Origin of the sequence: Pelomonas sp. Root1237 (genome assembly GCF_001425055.1) — a bacterium.
In the GTDB taxonomy this organism is placed as follows: domain Bacteria; phylum Pseudomonadota; class Gammaproteobacteria; order Burkholderiales; family Burkholderiaceae_C; genus Pelomonas.
Genome location: NZ_LMDK01000019.1, coordinates 286,056 through 305,054, shown reverse-complemented (window position 1 = coordinate 305,054; position 18,999 = coordinate 286,056). Strand labels below are relative to the sequence as shown.

The following is an 18,999-nucleotide window of genomic DNA, read 5'->3' as shown; positions in this document are numbered from 1 at the left end:
GTCTGACAACGCCTGCGCCATGACCGTTGCCCAACAGTCGCTGATCTCCCCCACCGCCAATCCCGAGCTGGAAAAAGCCCTGCGTGACCGCGTCGATCGACGCTCGGCCATCGCTGGCGGCCTCGGCGAACTGGAACCACTGGCCGTCCGCCTCGGGCTCGTGCAGAACAGCCTGACGCCGCGCTTTCGCGACCCGGTGCTCGGTCTTTTCGCTTCCGATCACGGCATCGTCGTCGACGGCGTCGGCGCCCAATGGGGCCGCGCCACCAGGGACCAGGTGCAGATGGCCCTGCATGCCCAGTTGCCGGTGTCAGTCTTTGCCCGGCTGCAGGGCCTGCACCTGACCGTCGTCGACTGCGGCGTCGCCGAGAACCTGCCCCCTCACGCCCGGCTGCTGGCGCGCAAGGTCGCCCATGGCACGCGCAACGCGCGCACCGCGCATGCGATGAGCGTCGAGCAGGCCCACGCTGGCGTGCGCGTCGGCATGGAGATCGCCGACAACCTGCCCGGCAATGTGCTGGCCTGCGCCTCCATGGGCCAGGGCTCGCCCGAATGCGCCGCCCTGGTGCTGGCGCGGCTGTCCGACCAACCGGTGCGCGACTTCATCGTCTCTGGCCCGACCATGCGCCAGGACGATCTCGTCCATCTGCTCGACGTGCTGCAAGGCGCCCTGGCCCGCCATCGCGACGCCAAGGACCCCATGGACATCATCGCGGCCTTCGGTGGCCACGAGATCGCCGTCATGGTTGGCGCCATGCTCGTTGCGGCCAGCAAGCGCAGCCTCATCATCGTGGACGGCATCGCCGCCTGCGCGGCCCTCAAGCTCGCGTCGCTGATCTGCGCGCCGGTGACCGACTACGCGGTGTTCTGCCGCAGCCATGTGCACCGCGGCCTGGATGAAGCGCTGGCCCTGTTCCATGCCTCCGCCTTGCTTGAACTGGGCATGGACAGCGCCGACGGCACCGGCGCGGCCCTGGCCTGGCCGATGATCCGCGCCGCCGCCGCTCTGCTGACCGATCTGCACGAGGTCGCCGAAGCCCGCGTCGCGGCCCGCCCCGACCCCAGCGCCCACGTCCCGACGCTGGGCGCCTAACACCAGGTCAGCGCTGCTGCTCCTCGCGCGTCGGCGGCGAGGCCTGATTTGCCGGCGCCGCGCCATAGGTGGCCGGCACGGGCGGCGGCGCATTGCCGCGCCGCGGCAGGCCCTGTGCGTTGGGCGCGGCATTGGGATTGCCATTCGGATTGCCGCCCAGCACCACCGGAGATGGCGCAGCCGGCGGCAGCGCGCCCGTCGCCGCAGCGGCCGGCGGGCTGATCTGCAAGACCTGGCTGGGCGCCTGGCCGATGCGGCCAAGGCTGGCGCTGCGCACGTCCACGCGCAGCAGGCGCAACTCGCCGTCGACCACTGCGCCGACGCGCACCGTGCGCGCCACGCCGTCCACCTCGATCAGCGCGACGCCCTCGCCGGCCTCGGCCGCCTTCGCGTTCCTGGGCGCGACAACACCCAGCAGGCGCAGCCGCGTCGATACCGCGACCTCGGGCTCGGGCACGGCCTCGGGCGCCGTCACGCCGAGCAGCCGGCTCAGGTCGACCGCGCCGCCGCGCCCCTCACCGGCCGGCAGCACCGAAGCCGGCATGGCCAGCGGCCGTGCGAGCAGTTGCAGGCTCCAGTAAGCCACCGAGCCGCCGAGCAGCAGCCACACCGTAAACGCCATCGTTCGAGCAAGCATGGCCCATTATGATGGCCCGCTCACCGCAGCTCAGCGCTTCCACGCCCCCAGACATGCGTCGCTCCTCCCTCACCGGCTCCGTTGCCCGCGGCTTCACGCTGATCGAACTGTTGGTCGTGCTCGTCATCATCGGCGTGCTCGCGGCCCTCGTCGTGCCCAACGTGCTGGACCGCGCCGAAGACGCTCGCGTCACCGCCGCCCGCACCGACGTCAACAACCTGATGCAGGCGCTCAAGATCTACAAGCTGGACAACCAGCGCTATCCGAGCTCAGAGCAGGGCCTGGACGCCCTCGTGCACAAGCCCACGGCCGGCAACCCGCCGCCGAACTGGAAGCCCTATCTGGAGAAGCTACCCAACGACCCCTGGGGCCACCCCTACCAGTACGCCAATCCCGGCGTGAAGGGCGAGGTTGATATCTATAGCTTTGGCGCCGACGGCCGCGCCGGCGGCGAGGGCCGTGACGCGGACATCGGTTCCTGGCAGTAAGCCCAGGGGCTTCACGCTCATCGAGCTGCTGGTCGTCGTCGCACTGATCGCGATCACCAGCGCCACGATCACGCTGGCGCTGCGCGACCCCGCCGAGCTGCAGCTGCAGCGCGAAGCCCAGCGCCTGGCCGCACTGCTGGAGACGGCGCGTGCCGAGAGCCGCGCGTCGGGCCTGGACGTGCGCTGGATTCCCAAAGGCATCAAGACCGGTGACGACTTCCGCTTCGAAGGCCTGCCCCGCACCATCCAGCTGCCGACGCGCTGGCTCGGCGAGCCGGTGGCCGTGCTGATCGAGAACGCGACCGCCACCAACCCTGGCCTGAGGCTCGGCCCCGAACCCGTCATCCCCGCCCAGCGCCTGCGCCTGCAGCTCGGCAGCCAGCAACTCGTGCTGGCCACCGATGGCCTGGCCGCCTTTGACATCGTCACGCCGCAATGAATCCCGTGCATGACCAGCGCGGCTTCACGTTGATCGAGGTCCTCGTCGCCCTGGTCATCGTCGCCATCGCGCTGGGCGCCGGCATCAAGGCTGCCGGGGCGCTGACCAACAACGCCGAGCGCCTGGCCCAGGTCAGCGCTGGCCAATGGTGCGCCGAGAACCTGTTGACCGAATTGCGCTTGACGCAGCAGTTTCCCGACATCGGCGAATCGCCCTTCAGCTGCGAGCAGCTCGGCCGCAGCTATGGCGGCAAGCTCAGGGTCAGCCCGACGCCCAACCCACTGTTCCGCCGCGTCGACGCCGACGTCACCGACGACCAGGGCCGCCCCGTGCTCAGCCTGAGCACCATCATGGGCAAGTTCTGATGAAGGTGCGCGGCTTCACCCTCGTCGAGGTGCTCGTCGCCCTGGTCGTCATGGCGACCATGGCGGCCATGGCTTGGCGCGGCATCGACGCCCTCGTGAGAAGCCGCGAGATCGCCCAGGCCCACTTGGCCCAGACCGCCCGGCTGCAGACCGTGCTGGCGCAGTGGGAGGTCGACCTGCACGCCTTGCAGGACAGCCACAGCACCGTGCAACCCATCGCTTTCGACGGCGGCAACCTCGTGCTGACCCGCCAGGCGCCGACCGGTTTGCAGGTCGTCGTCTGGACCCTGCGCGAAGGCAGCCTATGGCGATGGGAAAGCCCGGCGCAGCGTACCGTGCAGGACCTCGAAGACCAGCGCCAGCGCGGCCTGCAGCAACTGGACCAGCGCAACCCGGCCCTACGCGCATTCGACGGCGTGGCCGGCTGGCAGTTCTATTGCTACTGGGGCAATGCCTGGAGCAACTGCCAGTCCACCGGCGGCAACGGCAACGACAACGCCGGCCCCGTCAACCCCAAGACGCCGACCCAGCCGCCCGCCGGCCTGCGCGTGGCCATGCAGTTCGCCGAGGGCAGCGGCCTGACTGGCACGCTGACGCGCGAGCTGGAGGTGACCGTTCGATGAAGACTCGTCAGAGCGGCGCCGCCTTGCTGACGGCCATGATCATCGTCACGCTGATTGCCAGCCTCGCCGCCGGCATGGTCTGGCAGCAGTATCGCGCCGTGCAGATCGAAGCCGCCGACCGCGCCCGCGCGCAGAGCGCCTGGATCCTGCAGGGCGCGCTGGACTGGGCCCGCCTGATTCTGAAAGAGGACGCCCGAGGCAACAGCCAGCAGCGGAAGAAGATCGACCACCTCGGCGAGCCCTGGGCCGTGCCGCTGGCCGAGGCGCGGCTGTCCACCTTCCTGGCTGCCGACCGAACGGCGGCCAGCGACGACGACGGCCCCGAGGCCTTCCTGTCCGGCACCATCGAGGACGCGCAGAGCCGCTACAACCTGCGCGCACTGCTCGGCGGTGCAAAGGTGCCGGAGTTGGAGCAGCGCGTGCTGGAGCGGCTGTGCAGCCAGGTCAACGCGGCGCCCGGCGCGGCTGCCGTCATCGTCACCGGCCTGCGGAGCGCTTTCCCGGCGCCGGCCAGCGCCGCCAGCGGGCCCGGCGCGCCTGCGAGCGATGCGGCCATCAGCGAGTCCGGCCCCCTGCAGCCGGCCGGCCTGGACCAGCTCGCCTGGCTGGGCCTGGACGCCGACACCCTCAAGCGCCTGCAGCCCTATGTGGTGCTGCTGCCCAAGCCCACGCCGGTCAACTTGAACACCGCGCCGCGCGAAGTCATCGCAGCGCTGTTCGAGGGCGTCGACCTCGCCTCGGCCGAGCGCCTGGTGCAGGGCCGCAAGGCCCAGCCGCTACAGAACGTCGACGATGCCAAGAATTTCCTGCCCGCCGCTGTCGACCTCAGCGGCAACCGGGCGTCGGTGGATTCGTCCTACTTCATCGTCACCGGCCGGCTGCGCCTTGACGAGCGTCAGCTCGAACAGCGCTCGCTGATCTTTCGCAACAACCTGAGCATGGACGTCCTCGCCCGCGAGCGCATCAACCAGCTGCTGGATCAGTGATTCCTTGAACTCGAACCCGGCTACAGACTTTCACCGGCGGCTTGGCGCCCGGGCCGGGAAGGCAGCCGCCCCTCCTAGAATGCGCCGCCCCTGATCTCCCAATGAGCACCCTGCTGCTGTTCCTGCCCCCACGGACGCGCCTGCGCGCCCTGGGCAAAGCCGCGTCCGCCGCGGCCGAGCTGCCGCGCGCCAACGCGGTGCGCGAGTACGACTACGCACTGACGCCGGATGGCCGCCAGATCACCGCCGAGGGCCGTGCCGCGCCGGGTGGCCTGCCGGCGGCGGACAGCGTCATCGCCGTCGTCAACGAGTCCGATGTGGCCTGGCGCCGTGTCGAACTGCCGCGCGCCGGCCGCCAGATGCGCGCTGCCCTCGCCGGCAAGCTTGAGGAGGCCCTGCTCGACGAGCCCGACACCCTGCACTTTGCGGTCGAGCCCGACGCCCTGGGCGGCGACACGGCCTGGATCGCCGTCACGTCGCGCCCCTGGCTGGCCGAGCATCTGGCCCAGCTCGAAGCGGCCCATATCTTCATCGATCGCGTCGCACCGCTGTCCTGGCCCGACGAATTGCCGCGCGGCCATTTCTTTGAAGCCAATGGCGCCGGCGTCGCCCTGCGCTGGAGCCATGTCGACGGCGTCGCCACCCTGCCGCTGGAAGGCGGCCTGGCGCGCCAGCTCTTCCCGCCTGGCCTAGTGCATGCCGCGCAGTGGACGGCCACGCCAGCTGTGGCGACAGTGGCCGAGCGCTGGCTGGGCACGACGGTCACCGTGCAGACGCCGACGCAGCGGGGGCTGGCCGTCGTCGACAACGCCTGGGATTTCCGCCAGTTCGACCTTGCGCCCCGCGCCCGTGGCGTGCGCGCCCTGCGCCTTCTCAGCCGCGGGCTGATGCGCAAGCCCTGGCAGCCGGTGCGCTACGGCCTCGCCGGCCTGGCCATCGTTCAGCTGCTGGGCCTCAACCTGTGGGCCTGGCACCAGCATCGCGAGGTGGCGGCGCGACGCGAGGCGGTCACGACAACGCTGACCGGCGCTTTCCCGCAGGTGCGTGCCATCCTCGACGCGCCGGTGCAGATGCAAAAGCAGCTCGACCTGCTGCGCGCCAGCGCCGGCAGCGTCGGCGAGCAGGACCTCGAAGCCCTGCTCGCGGCCGCTGCCATGGCCTGGCCGGCCGACCGCCCGCCGACTGATGCGCTGGCCTTCGAGCCCGGCCGCCTCACGGTGTCGGCACAGGGCTGGGCCCAGCCCCAGATCGACAATTTCCGCAATCAGCTGCGCAGCGAAGGCTGGCAGCTGGACGCCAGCGAGGGCAAGCTGACCATCAGCCGCACCAACGCGCAAGGACGCCCCTGATGGCCCGCTTCAATTCCAGCGCCGGCGACGGCCTCTCCGCCCAACTCGGCCAGGCCAAGGCCCAGGCGCTCGCGCACTGGCAAGCCCTGGGCGAACGCGAACGCTTAGCCGTGGGTGCCATCGGCCTGCTGCTCGGCCTGCTGCTGGCCTGGAGCGTGCTGCTCGCGCCGGCCCTGCGAACGCTGAAGACAGCGCCCACCGAACTGGACCGGCTGGAGCTGCAACTGCAGCAGATGCAGGCCCAGGCGCAGGAGGCCCAGGCGCTGCGCGCGGCGCCGCCGGTGCCGCCCGACCAGGCCCAGGCCGCATTGAAGGCCTCCGTCGAACACCTGGGCGCCGCAGCCCGCCTGAACCTGACGGGCGACCGCGCCGTCGTCACGCTCACCGGCGTCGCACCCGAGCTGCTGCAGGGCTGGCTGGGCGAGGTGCGCTCGGCAGCGCGGGCCCGGCCCGTCGAAGCTCAGTTGACGCGCGGCCCCAAGGGCTATGCCGGCACGCTGGTGCTGAGCCTGGGAGGCGCCTGATGGCCTTGTTCAAGAAGCGCAGCGGCCACACGACGCAGCAAATGTCGGACTCGGTGCTGGTCAGCGGCAGCTATGGCGGCCGTGCGGTGCGCCACCGCACGCCCCGGCGCTGGGCCGTGGGCGGCGCCCTGATCGGCATCCTCGCCGCGCTCATCGTCTTTGCGCCGGCGAGCTGGCTGGCACGCGCGCTGGCCTCGGCCAGCAACGACCACCTGCTCATCGTTGACACGCGCGGCAGCGTCTGGAATGGCTCGGGCGTGCTGGTGCTGACCGGTGGCACCGGCAGCCGTGATGCCTCGGCCCTGCCCGGCCGGCTGTACTGGCGCATGGCCGTCAAAGGCCTGGGCCTGCAGCTCGCGGCGCGCCAGGACTGCTGCATCAACGGCGACCTGCTGCTGGGCGTCAAGCCGGGCCTGGGCCGCATGGAGATCAGCGTCGACAACCAGACCGACTGGCTGGCCCGCCTGCCCGCCGGCCTGCTGGCGGGCCTGGGCACGCCGTGGAACACGCTGCAGTTGGGTGGCTCGCTGCGCCTGTCGGCCCGCGAGCTGAGGCTCGAATCGGTGCAGGGCCGCTGGCGCCAGTTCGGCGAGCTGCAGTTGGACCTGCTCAACCTGTCCTCGCGCGTGTCCACGGTTGCGCCACTGGGCAGCTACCGTTTCACCGTGACGGCCGACACCGCCAATCCCGGCGTCAGCACGCTGCGCCTATCCACGCTGGAGGGCGCACTGCAGCTTTCGGGCGTCGGCACACTGAACAGCGGTGGTAAGAGCCGCTTCACTGGTGAGGCCGGCGCCGCGCCGGGCCGCGAGGAAGCGCTGAACAATTTGCTGAACATCATCGGGCGCCGCCAAGGGGCCCGCTCCGTCCTGACGATCGGATGATCATGAATTTCCAACGCACCGCCGTCGCTTCGGCTACCGCGCTCTCCGTGCTGCTGACGTCCGCAGGCAGCGCGTTCGCCCAGCCCGACAGCGCCACAGTGCAGCGCGGCCGGCCAGGCTCGGGCAAAGGCCCCGCCGTACGCGCCAGCTCGCCGGTCACACTGAACTTCGTCAACGCCGACATCGAGGCCGTCACCCGCGCCATCGGCGTCATGCTGGACCGCCAGATCATCATCGACCCGCGCGTCAAGGGCACGATCACGGTCTACAGCGAGCAGCCGGTGTCGGTGCGCGAGGCTTACCTCAACTACCTCGCAGCGCTGCGCGGCCTGGGCTTCACCGTCGTCGAGACGGCCGGCCTCTTGAAGGTACTGCCCGAGCCCGACGCCAAGCTGCAGGCCGGCTCGGTGGCCGTCGAGACCAGCGCAGTGCGTGGCGACCAGATCCTGACGCAGATCTTCCGCATCCAGCACGAGAACGCGAACAACCTCGTCGCCGTGCTGCGCCCGCTGATCAGCCCCAACAACACCATCAATGCCAACCCGGGCAATAACAGCCTGATCATCACCGACTACGCCGACAACCTGCAGCGCATCGCCAAGATCATCGCGGCGATGGACACGCCGGGCACCAGCGACATTGAGATCGTGCCGCTGAAGAATGCCGTCGCGGCCGACCTAGCACCGCTGGTGCAGCGCCTGGCCGATGGCGGTGCGGCCGTCGGCGGGGCCGTGCCCGGCCAGAGCAGCAGCGCCGTCAACGTGCTCGTCGACCCGCGCTCCAACGGCCTCATCCTGCGCGCCAGCAACCCGGCGCGCCTGGCCGCGGTGCGTTCGATGGTCGACAAGCTCGACCAGCCCAGCGGCGATGGCGGCGGCAACAACATCCGCGTCGTCTACCTGAAGAACGCCGACGCCACCAAGCTGGCCACCGTGCTGCGTGCGGCTTTCGGCGCTGCCTCGTCGAGCAGCAGCAGTGGCGGCAGCTCCTCCGGCACGTCCAGCCTCAGTGGCAGCGGCTCGCTGACTGGCGCCTCGCCCTCGCTGACCGGCGGCAACGCCGCCAACAGCAACACCGGCGGCATGAGCTCGACCGCCGCGACGACGCCGCTGACGCAGTCAGCCGGCCCTTCCACCGGCGGCTTCGTGCAGGCCGACCCGTCGACCAACTCACTGATCATCACGGCTGCCGAGCCGCTGTACCGGCAGGTGCGCGCCGTTATCGAGCAGCTCGATTCGCGCCGCGCCCAGATCTACGTCGAGTCGCTGATCGTCAAGATCGACAACACCAAGGCGGCCCAGTTCGGCGTGCAGTGGCAGAACCTGTTCGGCAGCAAGGGCGACAGCACCATCACCGGCGCCGGCACCAATTTCGGCTCGGGCCTGGCCAACATCATCAACGGCACGGTGGCCGTCGCCGGTGGCCGCTCCACCGTGGGTCCGGCGCTGAGTTCAGGCTCGGCGCCCACCGGCCTGAACATCGGCGTTCTGAAAAAGGTCGGCGACTTCTACACCCTCGGCGCCGTGGCCAATTTCTTCGAAAGCCAGAGCGGCGCCAACGTGCTGTCCACGCCCAACCTCGTGGCGCTGGACAACGAGGAAGCGCGCATCGTCATCGGCCAGAACGTGCCCTTCGTGACGGGCTCCTACGCCAGCGGCACGACGACCGGTGGCACCGTCAACCCGTTCACGACCGTGGACCGCAAGGACGTGGGCCTGACGCTGAAGATTAAGAGCCAGATCGGCGAAGGCGGCACCGTGCGCATGGTGGTCTACCAGGAGAATTCCTCCGTGGTGCCCGGCTCCAACAGCACCACCGGCCCGACGCTGGACAAGAGCGCCATCGAGACCAGCGTCGTCGTCGATGACGGCGACATCATCGTGCTCGGCGGTCTGCTGAAGGATGAGTACACCGACGGCGACGACGGCGTGCCCGGGCTGTCCAAGATCCCACTGATCGGCAACCTCTTCAGCAGCAAGAGCCGCAAGCGCGTGAAGACCAACCTGATGGTCTTCCTGCGCCCCGTCGTCATGCGCAACGCCGACAGCGCCAACCAGCTGACGCTGGACCGCTACGAAAGCATCCGCGGCGTGCAGCAGCTCAGCCAGCCGCAGAAGAGCCTCGTGCTGCCGGACACCGGCGCGCCGGTGCTGCCCGAGCCCAAGACTTCGCCGCCGAACAAGGCGCTGCCGCAACCGTCGCTGCAGCCGCCGCCACAGCAGCAGCAATCGCCGCAGCAATCGCCACAGTAAGCGATCGATCCATGGCCGCCACCCGCCACCCCCTGCCCTACGCCTTCGCCAAGGCCAACACCGTGCTGCTGGAGGACGACGGCAGCACGCTGACGCTGTGGGCGCCGCCCGAGGTCGGCTGGGCCACGCTGTCCGAGGTGCAGCGCCAGTACGCGGTGGACCGGCTCGAATCCGAAGCCGTCACGTCGCTGGCCGAGCGCATCAACGCCGCCTATGCCGGCAGTGAATCGAGCGCAGCCGTCGTCGTCGGCGAGGTCGAGAGCGCGGTGGACCTGTCGCGCATGATGCAGGACCTGCCGGCCGTGGAAGACCTGCTCGAAGCGGCCAACGACGCGCCCATCATCCGCATGCTGAACGCCCTGCTGACCCAGGCGGCCAAGGACGGCGCGAGCGACATCCACATCGAACCCTATGAGCGCGCCTCGTCGGTGCGCTTTCGCGTCGACGGCACGCTGCGCGAAGTGGTGCAGCCCAACCGTGGTCTGCACGCCGCGCTGATCTCGCGGCTGAAGATCATGGCCGAGCTCGACATCGCCGAGAAGCGCCTGCCGCAGGACGGCCGCATCTCGCTGCGCATCGGCGGCCGCGCCATCGACGTGCGCGTGTCCACCCTGCCCTCGGCGCACGGCGAACGCGCGGTGCTGCGCCTGCTGGACAAGAGCGAATCCAAGTTCACGCTCGAAGGCCTGGGCATGGACGGCAACGTGCTGACCGCCTTCAAGAAGCTGGTGCAGCAGCCCCACGGCATCGTCCTGGTCACCGGCCCGACCGGCTCGGGCAAGACGACCTCGCTGTACGCCTCGCTGCAGACCGTCGACACCAGCACGACCAATGTGCTGACCGTCGAGGACCCGATCGAGTACGAGCTGCCCGGCATCGGCCAGACCCAGGTCAACAGCAAGATCGACCTGACCTTCGCCAAGGCCCTGCGCGCCATCCTGCGCCAGGACCCGGACGTCATCATGATCGGCGAAATCCGCGACTACGAGACCGCTCAGATCGCCATCCAGGCCTCGCTGACCGGCCACTTGGTGCTGGCCACTCTGCACACGAACGACGCGCCCAGCGCCGTCACGCGCCTGACCGACATGGGTGTCGAGCCCTTCCTGCTGAGCAGCTCGCTGCTCGGCGTGCTGGCCCAGCGCCTGGTGCGGCGGCTGTGCCCCGTCTGCAAGCGCCAGGACGACCATGACCGCTGGCACCCCGTCGGCTGCGATGCCTGCGGCCACACGGGCTACAAGGGCCGCACAGGCGTGTATGAGCTGATGGTGGCCGACGAAGCCGTGCGCAGCCTCATCCACAACCGAGCGCCGGAGAGCCAACTGCAGGCCGCCGCCGAGGCCAACGGCCTGCGCTCCATGCGCGAGGACGGCGAAAGGCTGATCGACGCCGGCGTGACGTCGCTCGAAGAAGTGCTTCGCGTCACTCGCGAGTAGCTGACCCGCCGTGCCAGCCTACAAATACGAAGCCCTCACCGACGCCGGCCGCCAGAGCAGCGGCCTGATCGAGGCCGACAACCCGCGTGCGGCGCGTGCCATGGTGCGTGCGCAAGGCCTGACGCCACTGTCGATCGAGATGGTGCAGCAGCACGGCACCCAGGAAGGCAGCCGCTTCACCCGCCGCGTCTTCAGCACGACGGCGCTGGCCGTCTGGACGCGCCAGCTCGCCGGCCTGGTCGGCTCCAGCCTGCCCATCGAGCGTGCGCTGACAGCCCTGGCTGACGAGAGCGAGGACACCAAGCAGCGCGAGCTGATCTCGCAACTGAAGGCCGAGGTCAATGCCGGCTCGACCTTCGCGCGGGCCCTGGGCCTGGCGCCGCGCGAGTTCGACGAGGTCTATCGCGGCGTCGTGGCTGCCGGCGAACAAAGCGGCGCGCTGGGCCAGGTGCTGGAGAAGCTCGCCGACGACCTCGAGGAGCGCCAGGACCTGAAGGCCAAGCTCATCGGCGCAATGGCCTATCCGGCCATCGTCTCCTTCATCTCGGTGCTGATCGTCATCTTCCTCGTCACCTATGTCGTGCCGCAGATCGCGACCGTGTTCACCAGCTCCAAGCGCGCCCTGCCCGCGCTGACGATCGCGATGCTCGCCGTCAGCGACTTCGTGCGCAGCTGGGGCTGGGCCATGCTGGCCGTTCTCGTCGCCGGCGGCGTGGCGCTGCGCTTCGCGCTGAAGGCGCCGGCCTTCCGGCTGCGCTTTGACGCCGGCATCCTCGGCCTGCCCCTGGTCGGGCGGCTGGCGCGCGGCTACAACGCCGCCCGCTTCGCTGGCACGCTGGCCATGCTGGCCGGTGCCGGCGTGCCCATCCTGAAGGCCCTGCAGGCAGCCGCCGAGACCCTGTCCAACCGCGCCATGCAGGCCGATGCGCTGGACGCCCTCGTACAGGTGCGCGAAGGCGCGCCGCTGGGCTCGGCCCTGGCCGGCAAGAAGCGCTTTCCCGGCATCCTGGCGATGTTCGCCCGCCTGGGCGAGCAGACGGGCCAACTGCCCGAGATGCTGAGCCGCGCGGCGCGCCAGCTGGGCGTCGAGGTGCAGCGCCGCTCGATGGCTGCTGCCACGCTGCTCGAACCGCTGCTCATCGTCGCGATGGGCGCGGTGGTGCTGCTGATCGTGCTGGCGGTGTTGCTGCCGATCATCCAGCTGAACACCTGGGTGAAATAGACCACCCCCTACCGCAGCGAAGCTGCGGCCCCCTCAAGGGGGCACCGCTGGTGGACCGGCAAAGCCGGATCCACGGCGGTCGCGCGGTCATGCACTACGGCGCGACGAGGCGCCGTTCGGCCATCCTGGCCACGCGCGTCAGCCCGAAGCACATGACGAAGTAGCAACCCGCCAGCGTCAGGTAGATTTCCACCGGCTTGACCAGCACCTGGGCGTTGATCTGGTTGGCGATGAAGGACAGCTCGGAGAGGCCGATGATGGTGCCCAGCGAGGTCTCCTTGATGGTTGCGACGAACTGGTTGATCAGCGAGGGCAGCATGTGGCGCAAGGCCTGGGGCAGCAGCACCGAACGCAGCGCCTGGCCGCGCGTCATGCCCAGCGACATCGACGCCTGCAGCTGGCCGCGTGGCAGGGCCTGCAGGCCGGCATGCACGATCTCGGCAAGGTAAGCGGCGTCAAAGACGATCAGCGCGATCAGCATGGTCCAGAACTGGTCGGTCTTGTGGCCGGTGACCGTGGGCAGGAAGAAATAGGCCCAGAACACCACCATCAGCAGCGGCGTGCCACGCACCACCCAGACCCAGCCGGTCACCGGCAGGCGCAGCCAGCGATTCGGGCTGAAGCGGGCCAAGCCCAGCAGGATGCCCAGCGGCAGCGCGAGCACCAGGCCCAGTGTGGCGAGGATCACGGTCAGCGCCAGGCCGCCCAGCGGCCCGTGCGGGTACTGGCCGACGAGGAAGTAGAGCCAGTAGGTGTCGACGAGTCCACTCATCGCTTGGCCCCCTGAGGCGACACCACGTGCTGCGCCCATTGCGCCAGCCCCGTCAGCACCAGTGACACCGACAGATAGGCCACCGTGACGAGGGCAAAGGTCTCGAAGCCGCGAAAGCTCGCCGACTCGACGCGCTGGGCCTGCGTCATCAGCTCGGCCGCGCCGATGACGGTGGCAATGCTGGTGTTCTTCCAGAGGTTGAGCGTCTGTGACAGCAGCGGTGGCAGCGTGATGCGCAGGGCCTGCGGCAGCACGACCAGGCGCATGCCGGCCAGGAAGCTGAAGCCCAGGGCCATCGCCGCGTCCAGCTGCGCGCCGGGCACGGCCCGCACGCCGGAGCGGATGTCCTCGCTCATGTAGGCGGCCGTGTACAGCGTCAGCGCGGCCCAGGCGCTGAGGATCTCGATATTGCCGGCGTAGACCTTTTCCTTGATGCCGGCGGGCAGCAGCTCCGGCACGCCAAAGTACCAGAACAGCATGTGTACCAGCAGCGGCACGCAGCGCACGGCCTCGACATAGCCTTCTCCGATGACGCGCAACGCGCGCCACGGTGACAGGCGCAGCAACGCGATGAAGACAGCCAAAGGCAGCGCGGTCAGCAGCGTCAGGCCGGTCAGCAGCAGCGACAGGCGCAGGCCTTGCAGCAGCCAGGTGAGGTAGTCGCCCTGCAGCAGCGGGGCAAAGGAAAGGACGGGCATCGGGGGGCTCACCAGAAACGAGGCAGCCGCCGGCCCTCGTGAGGCGGCGGCTGCAATCAGACAGACCGACGAATCAGCTTTCGACCTTGTCGCTGTCGATCTTGAAGGTGCGCTTGGGGAACTTCAGACGCGTGTCCGGGCCATACCACTTGACGAACAGCTTGTCGGCTTCGCCACCCTTCTCCAGGCCGCTCAGCGCCGCATCGACCTCGGCCTTCAGGCGCTTCTCGCCCTTGCGAATGCCGATGGCCAGGGGCTCGACGCTGATGTTCTGGTCGAGGATGCGGTATTGCGCCGACGCCGCGCCGAGCTTGGCGTGCTGATCCAGCAGCGAGACCTCATCGTTGACAAAGGCCACGCCCTTGCCCTGCTGCAGCGCCTGGAAGGCCTGCGGGCCGGTGTCGAAGGTGACGACGTCGACCTGAGGCACGGCCTTGCGAATATTGGGCTCCTGCGTGCCACCTTTGATGGTGACGACCTTCTTGCCGGCGAGCGCGGCTACGTTCTGGATGCCGCTATCGGCTTTGACGAGCACCTTCTGGCCGGTGACGAAGGTGGTCAGCGAGAAGTCGATGACGGCCTCGCGCTCCTTGTTGTGCGTGAGGGAGGCAGCCAGCAGGTCGACATGGCCTTGCTGTAGCTCGGGGATGCGCGCAGCGACGGCGAGCTGCTTGATCTGCAGCTTCACGCCCAGCCGGGTGGCGATGGCGCGGGCCAGATCGACCTCGTAGCCAATGATTTCGCGCGTCTTGGGGTCGATGAAGCTGTTGGGCTCGTCGGTGCCGAGCACGCCGACCACGAGCTCGCCCTTCTTCTTGATGTCGTCGAGCTGGTCGGCGTGGGCGACCTGCACTGCAAAGAGGCCGGCAGCGACCAAGGCCAGGGTGATTACGCGGCGGGAGAGAGTCATCTGGATTCCTGGAGAACAAGTGGTCGCATGCTAGGAATCACATAAGCCGCCGTGAACGACGCTTTTCGCATTTGCTTGTGCGGCGGGGCTCGGCCGAAAACCGCGCAAGCTCATGCGAAAAACGGGATTGCGCGCGAAGCCTCCCTTCGTATCCTGCGAGGTCTAGCCCAAATTGGCCGCGCCCGACCCGCGGCCCGACTCGTCATGAACGCTCGACTCCCGCTCGAGGCCCGGCCCGCCGTGCTGGACCTCATCGGCAACACGCCGCTGTTGCCCGTGCTGCGCCTGGACACCGGCCCCTGCCAGCTCTTCCTCAAGCTCGAATCCCAGAACCCCGGTGGCTCCATCAAGGACCGCATCGGCCTGGCCATGATCGAGACAGCCGAGCGCGAGGGCCTGCTCAAACCCGGCGGCACGGTGGTGGAAGCCACCGCCGGCAATACCGGCCTGGGCCTGGCCCTGGTGGCGCGTGCCAAGGGCTACCAGGTGGCGCTCGTGGTGCCCGACAAGATGTCCGCCGAAAAGGTGCTGCAGCTCAAGGCTCTCGGTGCCCGCGTGCACCTGACACGCTCCGACGTCGGCAAGGGCCACCCGGCCTACTACCAGGACGTGGCCGCCCGCCTGGTGCGCGAAATCCCCGGCGCCTGGTATGCCGACCAGTTCAACAACCCCGCCAACCCGCTGGCCCACGAGACGACCACCGCGCCCGAGATCTGGCAGCAGATGGGCCACGACGTCGACGCCATCGTCTGTGGCGTCGGCTCGGGCGGCACCATCACCGGCCTCGGTCGTTTCTTCCAGCGCGTGCGCCCCGGCATCGAGATGGTGCTGGCCGACCCGGTCGGGTCCATCCTGAAGGACTACATCGACACCGGCAAATTCGGTGACGCCGGCTCATGGGCGGTGGAAGGCATCGGCGAGGACTTCATCCCGCCCATCGCCGACCTCAGGCCGGTACGCACGGCCTACAGCATCAGCGACACCGACAGCTTCGCCACCGCGCGCGAGCTCTACCGCGCCGAGGGCATCCTGGCCGGTTCATCCACCGGCACGCTGCTGGCCGCGGCCCTGCGCTACTGCCGCGAGCAGACCACGCCGAAGCGTGTCGTCACCTTCGTCTGCGACACCGGCACGCGCTACCTGTCCAAGGTCTACAACGACCATTGGATGTTCGACCAGGGCCTGCTGACGCGCCCGCGCCTGGGCGACCTGCGCGACCTGATCTCGCGCCCGGTGACCAGCGGCGGCGTCGTGTCGGTCGGGCCGGACGACACGCTGCAGACCGCCTTCTCGCGCATGCGCCAGGCCGATGTGTCGCAATTGCCGGTGCTCGACGGCGACCGCCTCGTCGGGCTGCTGGACGAGTCCGACCTGCTGGCCCGGCTACATGCCGACCCGGCCGCGTTTGGCGCCCTGGTGCAGAGCGCGATGAATACCGACGTCATCACGCTGGCGCCCAGCGCGTCGCTCACCGAACTGAACGAGCAGTTGCGCCGCGGCCTCGTGGCCGTCATTGCGGACGACGCCGGCTTCCACGGCCTGGTCACCCGCTTCGACCTCATCAACCATCTGCGCAAGGAGATCGCGCGATGAGCGATCAACTCGACTTCAACACCCGCGTCATCCATGCCGGTCAGTCACCCGACGCCGTCACCGGCGCCGTCATGCCGCCCATCTCGGTCAGCTCCACCTACCGCCAACATGGCCCCGGCGAGCACACCGGCTATGAGTACGGCCGCACCCACAACCCGACCCGCCAGGCCTGGGAGCGCGCCGTCGCCGACCTCGAAGGCGGCGCCCAGGCCTATGCCTTCGCATCCGGGCTGGCGGCCATGGCCACGGTGCTCGACACCCTGCCCGCTGGCGCCCATATCGTCGCCGGTGACGACCTCTACGGCGGCAGCTATCGCCTGTTCGAGCGGGTGCGCAAGCACAGCGCCGGCCTGCGCGTGACTTACGTCGACAGCCGCAACACCGAGGCCGTGCGCGCTGCGTTGCAGCCTGACACCCAGCTGATCTGGATCGAGACGCCCAGCAACCCGCTGCTGCGCCTGAGCGACCTGGCAGCCATAGCCCGCGTCGCCCGCGAGCACGGCGCGCTGGCCGTGGCGGACAACACTTTCGCCAGCCCCTGGGCCCAGCGCCCGCTGGAACTGGGCTTCGACCTCGTCGTGCACTCGGCGACCAAATACCTCAACGGCCACAGCGACGTCATCGGCGGCATTGCGGTCGTGGGTGGAGAGCCGCGCCAGGCCGAGCTGCGCGAGAAGCTCGAGTTCCTGCACAACGCCGTCGGCTCGGTGGCCGGGCCCTTCGACAGCTTCCTCGCGCTGCGTGGCCTCAAGACGCTGGCATTGCGCATGGAGAGGCACAACGCCAGCGCCGCCGAATTGGCGACCTGGCTGGCCGCGCAGCCCCAGGTCGAGCGTGTGCTCTACCCCGGCCTGGAAAGCCACCCGCAGCACGCCCTGGCCAAGCGCCAGATGCGCGGCGGCGGCGGCATGATCGGCGTCGCGCTGAAGGCCGACCTGGCCGGTGCGCGCCGCTTCCTGCAGCGCGTCGAGCTGTTCACGCTGGCCGAGAGCCTGGGTGGCGTCGAGAGCCTGATCTCGCTGCCCGCCTTGATGACCCACGCCTCCATTCCGCCCGAGACGCGGGCGCGGCTGGGCATCACGGACTCGCTGGTGCGCCTGTCCGTAGGCATCGAGGCCACGGACGACCTGCGGCGCGACCTCGCCACCGCGCTGGCCGTGATCTAGCGGTAGAAGTAGTAGGTCGCCGTGTAGGTGACGCGCACGACCTGGCCGGCCGCCGTGCAGGCCTCGGCGGGCGCGACGCCACCGACCGTCGTGACGCGCTGGATGCTCTTCGTCGTGCTGAAGACGCCGCTGCCGCCGTTGCTCTTGGCCGCGAGCAGCAGCCAGGGGATGGCCTTCGCGTCCGGGCCCGGGTCGCGGGCCTTGACCTCGCCGACGACCGTGCTGCCATCCAGTCCCTCCCAGGTCGGACCGGCGTAATGCTTGCCCAGCGGCCGCCCCGCGCGGTCGGCCAGCGTGGCCTCGGGCGCCTTGAAGACCCAGGCGGTGCCGCTGCCATCGGCCTTGGCCTGGCATTCGTAGATCTGCCAGCCCTGGGCCAACGCCTCGAGCTGCAGCACCTGCCCGGCAGGGGGCTGCAACGCGGCGGGCACCTGAGGCGGCACCGGCTTGCTGGCGCAGGCGGCGAGGATGGGCAGCATGGCAAGGGCAGCAGCGCGCATGGGCAAGTCTTTCGAGTTGAAAACGCGGCGAGTCTAGGAAGGCGTGGCCCGGGCGTCGAGCCCTATCATCGACCGCCATGCCAGCCACGCTCTCCGGTCAACTCGTCGTCGCCATCTCGTCACGCGCCCTCTTCGACTTCGAGGCCGAGAACGAGGTCTTCGAGGCCGGCGACGACCATGCCTACATGGCCCTGCAGCAGCAGCGCCTGGACGAACCGGCGCCGCCCGGCGTGGCCTTCTCGCTGGTGGAGAAACTGCTGGCCTTCAACGCCGGTGGCGCACCCCAGGTGGAGGTCGTCGTGCTGTCGCGCAACGACCCGATCTCGGGCATGCGCGTGTTCCGCTCGGCCAAGCACTACGGCCTGCCCATCGAGCGCGGCGTGTTCACGCGTGGCGCCTCGCCCTGGCGCTACCTGAAGCCGCTGTCGGCCCAGCTCTTTTTGTCCACCAACGAGGCCGATGTGCGCCAAGCCCTCGGCGCCGGCGTGGCCGCAGCGCGCGTGATGCCGCTGGCGGCGCGGGCCTCGGCAGCGCATCCCAAGGAATTGCGCATTGCCTTCGACGGCGACGCGGTGCTGTTCTCCGACGAAGCGGAGCAGGTGTTCCAGCGCGACGGCCTGGCGGCCTTTCGCGAGCATGAACTGCAGCGCGCCCACCTGCCGCTACAGGCCGGGCCCTTCAAGCCGATGCTGGAGGCGCTGCACCGGCTGCAGCATTCACACGCCAACGGCATGAAGGTACGCACGGCCCTCGTCACTGCGCGCAGCGCACCGGCTCACGAGCGCGCCATCCGCACGCTGATGGATTGGCAGATCGAGGTCGACGAGGCCATGTTTCTCGGCGGCCTGGCCAAGGGGGAATTCCTGCGCGAGTTCGAGCCCGACTTCTTCTTCGACGATCAGGTCGGCCATGTCACGAGTGCGGCCGCCCACGTGCCCGCGGGTCACGTGACCGCCGGCATCGCCGCAGGCTGACCTCCTCCCCCTAGCTTGTGCATGCCGGCGTGACCGGGTCGCGCGGATTTGCGCGTCTGTGCATGTAGGGGCCGCTTGTGTGTGCCCC

At 69.4% G+C, this 18,999-nt stretch carries 20 protein-coding genes; 15 read left to right on the top strand and 5 right to left on the bottom strand.

Annotation, left to right across the window (positions count from 1 at the left end):
- Positions 1–19 precede the first annotated feature (19 nt).
- Positions 20–1,093, top strand: coding sequence for a nicotinate-nucleotide--dimethylbenzimidazole phosphoribosyltransferase (locus ASC91_RS24195; protein ID WP_056203250.1), 1,074 nt, complete (start codon positions 20–22; stop codon positions 1,091–1,093).
- A gap of 7 nt (positions 1,094–1,100) precedes the next feature.
- On the opposite strand, the gene ASC91_RS24190 is transcribed toward ASC91_RS24195, so the two are convergent.
- Complete coding sequence (locus ASC91_RS24190) at positions 1,101–1,730, bottom strand: hypothetical protein (protein WP_157282024.1); 630 nt, start codon at positions 1,728–1,730, stop codon at positions 1,101–1,103.
- Positions 1,731–1,783: 53 nt separating this feature from the next.
- Between ASC91_RS24190 and gspG the strand changes: the two genes are divergently transcribed.
- The 11 genes from gspG (at position 1,784) to gspF (ending at position 12,298) form a co-directional block, all read left to right on the top strand.
- Positions 1,784–2,218, top strand: a complete 435-nt coding sequence (gene gspG, locus ASC91_RS24185; RefSeq protein WP_056203245.1) for a type II secretion system major pseudopilin GspG — start codon at positions 1,784–1,786, stop codon at positions 2,216–2,218.
- The gene (locus ASC91_RS24180; RefSeq protein WP_056203240.1) at positions 2,190–2,657 is read left to right on the top strand and encodes a Tfp pilus assembly protein FimT/FimU; all 468 of its coding nucleotides are present in this window, start codon (positions 2,190–2,192) and stop codon (positions 2,655–2,657) included. Before gspG ends, ASC91_RS24180 begins: the two co-directional genes overlap by 29 nt.
- Complete coding sequence (gene gspI, locus ASC91_RS24175) at positions 2,654–3,022, top strand: type II secretion system minor pseudopilin GspI (protein ID WP_056203235.1); 369 nt, start codon at positions 2,654–2,656, stop codon at positions 3,020–3,022. The genes ASC91_RS24180 and gspI overlap by 4 nt, the downstream gene beginning before the upstream one ends.
- Positions 3,022–3,645 carry a type II secretion system protein J gene (locus tag ASC91_RS24170; protein WP_056203230.1) on the top strand — a complete coding sequence of 208 codons (624 nt, stop codon included), beginning with the start codon at positions 3,022–3,024 and terminating at the stop codon, positions 3,643–3,645. Before gspI ends, ASC91_RS24170 begins: the two co-directional genes overlap by 1 nt.
- A complete protein-coding gene (gene gspK, locus ASC91_RS24165) occupies positions 3,642–4,631 on the top strand; it encodes a type II secretion system minor pseudopilin GspK (protein ID WP_056203228.1) in 990 nt (329 codons plus the stop codon). The genes ASC91_RS24170 and gspK overlap by 4 nt, the downstream gene beginning before the upstream one ends.
- Positions 4,632–4,732: 101 nt before the next feature.
- Positions 4,733–5,980 (top strand): type II secretion system protein GspL, encoded by a 1,248-nt coding sequence (gspL, locus tag ASC91_RS24160; RefSeq protein ID WP_056203225.1) that lies wholly within the window; start codon positions 4,733–4,735, stop codon positions 5,978–5,980.
- Positions 5,980–6,504 (top strand): type II secretion system protein GspM, encoded by a 525-nt coding sequence (gene gspM / locus ASC91_RS24155; protein WP_056203222.1) that lies wholly within the window; start codon positions 5,980–5,982, stop codon positions 6,502–6,504. Before gspL ends, gspM begins: the two co-directional genes overlap by 1 nt.
- Positions 6,504–7,388, top strand: coding sequence for a type II secretion system protein N (gspN, locus tag ASC91_RS24150; protein WP_235532084.1), 885 nt, complete (start codon positions 6,504–6,506; stop codon positions 7,386–7,388). The genes gspM and gspN overlap by 1 nt, the downstream gene beginning before the upstream one ends.
- 2 nt (positions 7,389–7,390) lie before the next feature.
- Positions 7,391–9,640 (top strand): type II secretion system secretin GspD, encoded by a 2,250-nt coding sequence (gene gspD, locus ASC91_RS24145; RefSeq protein WP_235532083.1) that lies wholly within the window; start codon positions 7,391–7,393, stop codon positions 9,638–9,640.
- Between the two features lie 11 nt (positions 9,641–9,651).
- Positions 9,652–11,076: a type II secretion system ATPase GspE gene (gspE, locus tag ASC91_RS24140; protein ID WP_056203217.1), complete on the top strand. Its 1,425-nt coding sequence runs from the start codon at positions 9,652–9,654 to the stop codon at positions 11,074–11,076.
- Positions 11,077–11,086: 10 nt separating this feature from the next.
- Complete coding sequence (gene gspF, locus ASC91_RS24135; protein WP_056203216.1) at positions 11,087–12,298, top strand: type II secretion system inner membrane protein GspF; 1,212 nt, start codon at positions 11,087–11,089, stop codon at positions 12,296–12,298.
- 94 nt (positions 12,299–12,392) lie between these two features.
- Here the strand turns inward: gspF and ASC91_RS24130 are convergent, their stop codons facing one another.
- The 3 genes from ASC91_RS24130 to ASC91_RS24120 all read right to left on the bottom strand — a co-directional run bounded on the left by ASC91_RS24130 (position 12,393) and on the right by ASC91_RS24120 (position 14,678).
- Positions 12,393–13,070: an amino acid ABC transporter permease gene (locus ASC91_RS24130; RefSeq protein WP_056203212.1), complete on the bottom strand. Its 678-nt coding sequence runs from the start codon at positions 13,068–13,070 to the stop codon at positions 12,393–12,395.
- Positions 13,067–13,768 (bottom strand): amino acid ABC transporter permease, encoded by a 702-nt coding sequence (locus tag ASC91_RS24125; RefSeq protein WP_056203209.1) that lies wholly within the window; start codon positions 13,766–13,768, stop codon positions 13,067–13,069. Before ASC91_RS24125 ends, ASC91_RS24130 begins: the two co-directional genes overlap by 4 nt.
- Positions 13,769–13,841: 73 nt before the next feature.
- Positions 13,842–14,678, bottom strand: a complete 837-nt coding sequence (locus ASC91_RS24120) for an ABC transporter substrate-binding protein (RefSeq protein ID WP_056203206.1) — start codon at positions 14,676–14,678, stop codon at positions 13,842–13,844.
- A gap of 204 nt (positions 14,679–14,882) precedes the next feature.
- Between ASC91_RS24120 and ASC91_RS24115 the strand changes: the two genes are divergently transcribed.
- Positions 14,883–16,271, top strand: coding sequence for a pyridoxal-phosphate dependent enzyme (locus ASC91_RS24115; protein WP_056203203.1), 1,389 nt, complete (start codon positions 14,883–14,885; stop codon positions 16,269–16,271).
- The gene (locus ASC91_RS24110; RefSeq protein WP_056203201.1) at positions 16,268–17,437 is read left to right on the top strand and encodes a PLP-dependent aspartate aminotransferase family protein; all 1,170 of its coding nucleotides are present in this window, start codon (positions 16,268–16,270) and stop codon (positions 17,435–17,437) included. The genes ASC91_RS24115 and ASC91_RS24110 overlap by 4 nt, the downstream gene beginning before the upstream one ends.
- Here ASC91_RS24110 and ASC91_RS24105 read toward each other — a convergent pair.
- Positions 17,434–17,937 carry a DUF3455 domain-containing protein gene (locus ASC91_RS24105; RefSeq protein ID WP_056203198.1) on the bottom strand — a complete coding sequence of 168 codons (504 nt, stop codon included), beginning with the start codon at positions 17,935–17,937 and terminating at the stop codon, positions 17,434–17,436. The genes ASC91_RS24110 and ASC91_RS24105 overlap by 4 nt on opposite strands.
- 77 nt (positions 17,938–18,014) lie before the next feature.
- Here ASC91_RS24105 and ASC91_RS24100 point away from each other — a divergent pair, with 77 nt between their 5' ends.
- The gene (locus ASC91_RS24100) at positions 18,015–18,911 is read left to right on the top strand and encodes a 5'-nucleotidase (RefSeq protein ID WP_056203196.1); all 897 of its coding nucleotides are present in this window, start codon (positions 18,015–18,017) and stop codon (positions 18,909–18,911) included.
- Positions 18,912–18,999 lie beyond the last annotated feature (88 nt).

What these genes read in the sequence shown, in the direction of transcription:
- gspG (WP_056203245.1), top strand. Translation starts at nt 1,784, where the DNA reads ATGCGTCGCTCCTCCCTCACCGGCTCCGTTGCCCGCGGCTTCACGCTG.
- gspE (WP_056203217.1), top strand. Translation starts at nt 9,652, where the DNA reads ATGGCCGCCACCCGCCACCCCCTGCCCTACGCCTTCGCCAAGGCCAAC.
- ASC91_RS24120 (WP_056203206.1), bottom strand. Translation starts at nt 14,678, where the DNA reads ATGACTCTCTCCCGCCGCGTAATCACCCTGGCCTTGGTCGCTGCCGGC.
- gspN (WP_235532084.1), top strand. Translation starts at nt 6,504, where the DNA reads ATGGCCTTGTTCAAGAAGCGCAGCGGCCACACGACGCAGCAAATGTCG.
- ASC91_RS24105 (WP_056203198.1), bottom strand. Translation starts at nt 17,937, where the DNA reads ATGCGCGCTGCTGCCCTTGCCATGCTGCCCATCCTCGCCGCCTGCGCC.
- gspI (WP_056203235.1), top strand. Translation starts at nt 2,654, where the DNA reads ATGAATCCCGTGCATGACCAGCGCGGCTTCACGTTGATCGAGGTCCTC.
- ASC91_RS24130 (WP_056203212.1), bottom strand. Translation starts at nt 13,070, where the DNA reads ATGAGTGGACTCGTCGACACCTACTGGCTCTACTTCCTCGTCGGCCAG.
- ASC91_RS24195 (WP_056203250.1), top strand. Translation starts at nt 20, where the DNA reads ATGACCGTTGCCCAACAGTCGCTGATCTCCCCCACCGCCAATCCCGAG.
- gspL (WP_056203225.1), top strand. Translation starts at nt 4,733, where the DNA reads ATGAGCACCCTGCTGCTGTTCCTGCCCCCACGGACGCGCCTGCGCGCC.
- ASC91_RS24100 (WP_056203196.1), top strand. Translation starts at nt 18,015, where the DNA reads ATGCCAGCCACGCTCTCCGGTCAACTCGTCGTCGCCATCTCGTCACGC.
- ASC91_RS24125 (WP_056203209.1), bottom strand. Translation starts at nt 13,768, where the DNA reads ATGCCCGTCCTTTCCTTTGCCCCGCTGCTGCAGGGCGACTACCTCACC.
- gspK (WP_056203228.1), top strand. Translation starts at nt 3,642, where the DNA reads ATGAAGACTCGTCAGAGCGGCGCCGCCTTGCTGACGGCCATGATCATC.
- gspM (WP_056203222.1), top strand. Translation starts at nt 5,980, where the DNA reads ATGGCCCGCTTCAATTCCAGCGCCGGCGACGGCCTCTCCGCCCAACTC.
- gspD (WP_235532083.1), top strand. Translation starts at nt 7,391, where the DNA reads ATGAATTTCCAACGCACCGCCGTCGCTTCGGCTACCGCGCTCTCCGTG.
- ASC91_RS24110 (WP_056203201.1), top strand. Translation starts at nt 16,268, where the DNA reads ATGAGCGATCAACTCGACTTCAACACCCGCGTCATCCATGCCGGTCAG.
- ASC91_RS24115 (WP_056203203.1), top strand. Translation starts at nt 14,883, where the DNA reads ATGAACGCTCGACTCCCGCTCGAGGCCCGGCCCGCCGTGCTGGACCTC.
- ASC91_RS24170 (WP_056203230.1), top strand. Translation starts at nt 3,022, where the DNA reads ATGAAGGTGCGCGGCTTCACCCTCGTCGAGGTGCTCGTCGCCCTGGTC.
- ASC91_RS24190 (WP_157282024.1), bottom strand. Translation starts at nt 1,730, where the DNA reads ATGCTTGCTCGAACGATGGCGTTTACGGTGTGGCTGCTGCTCGGCGGC.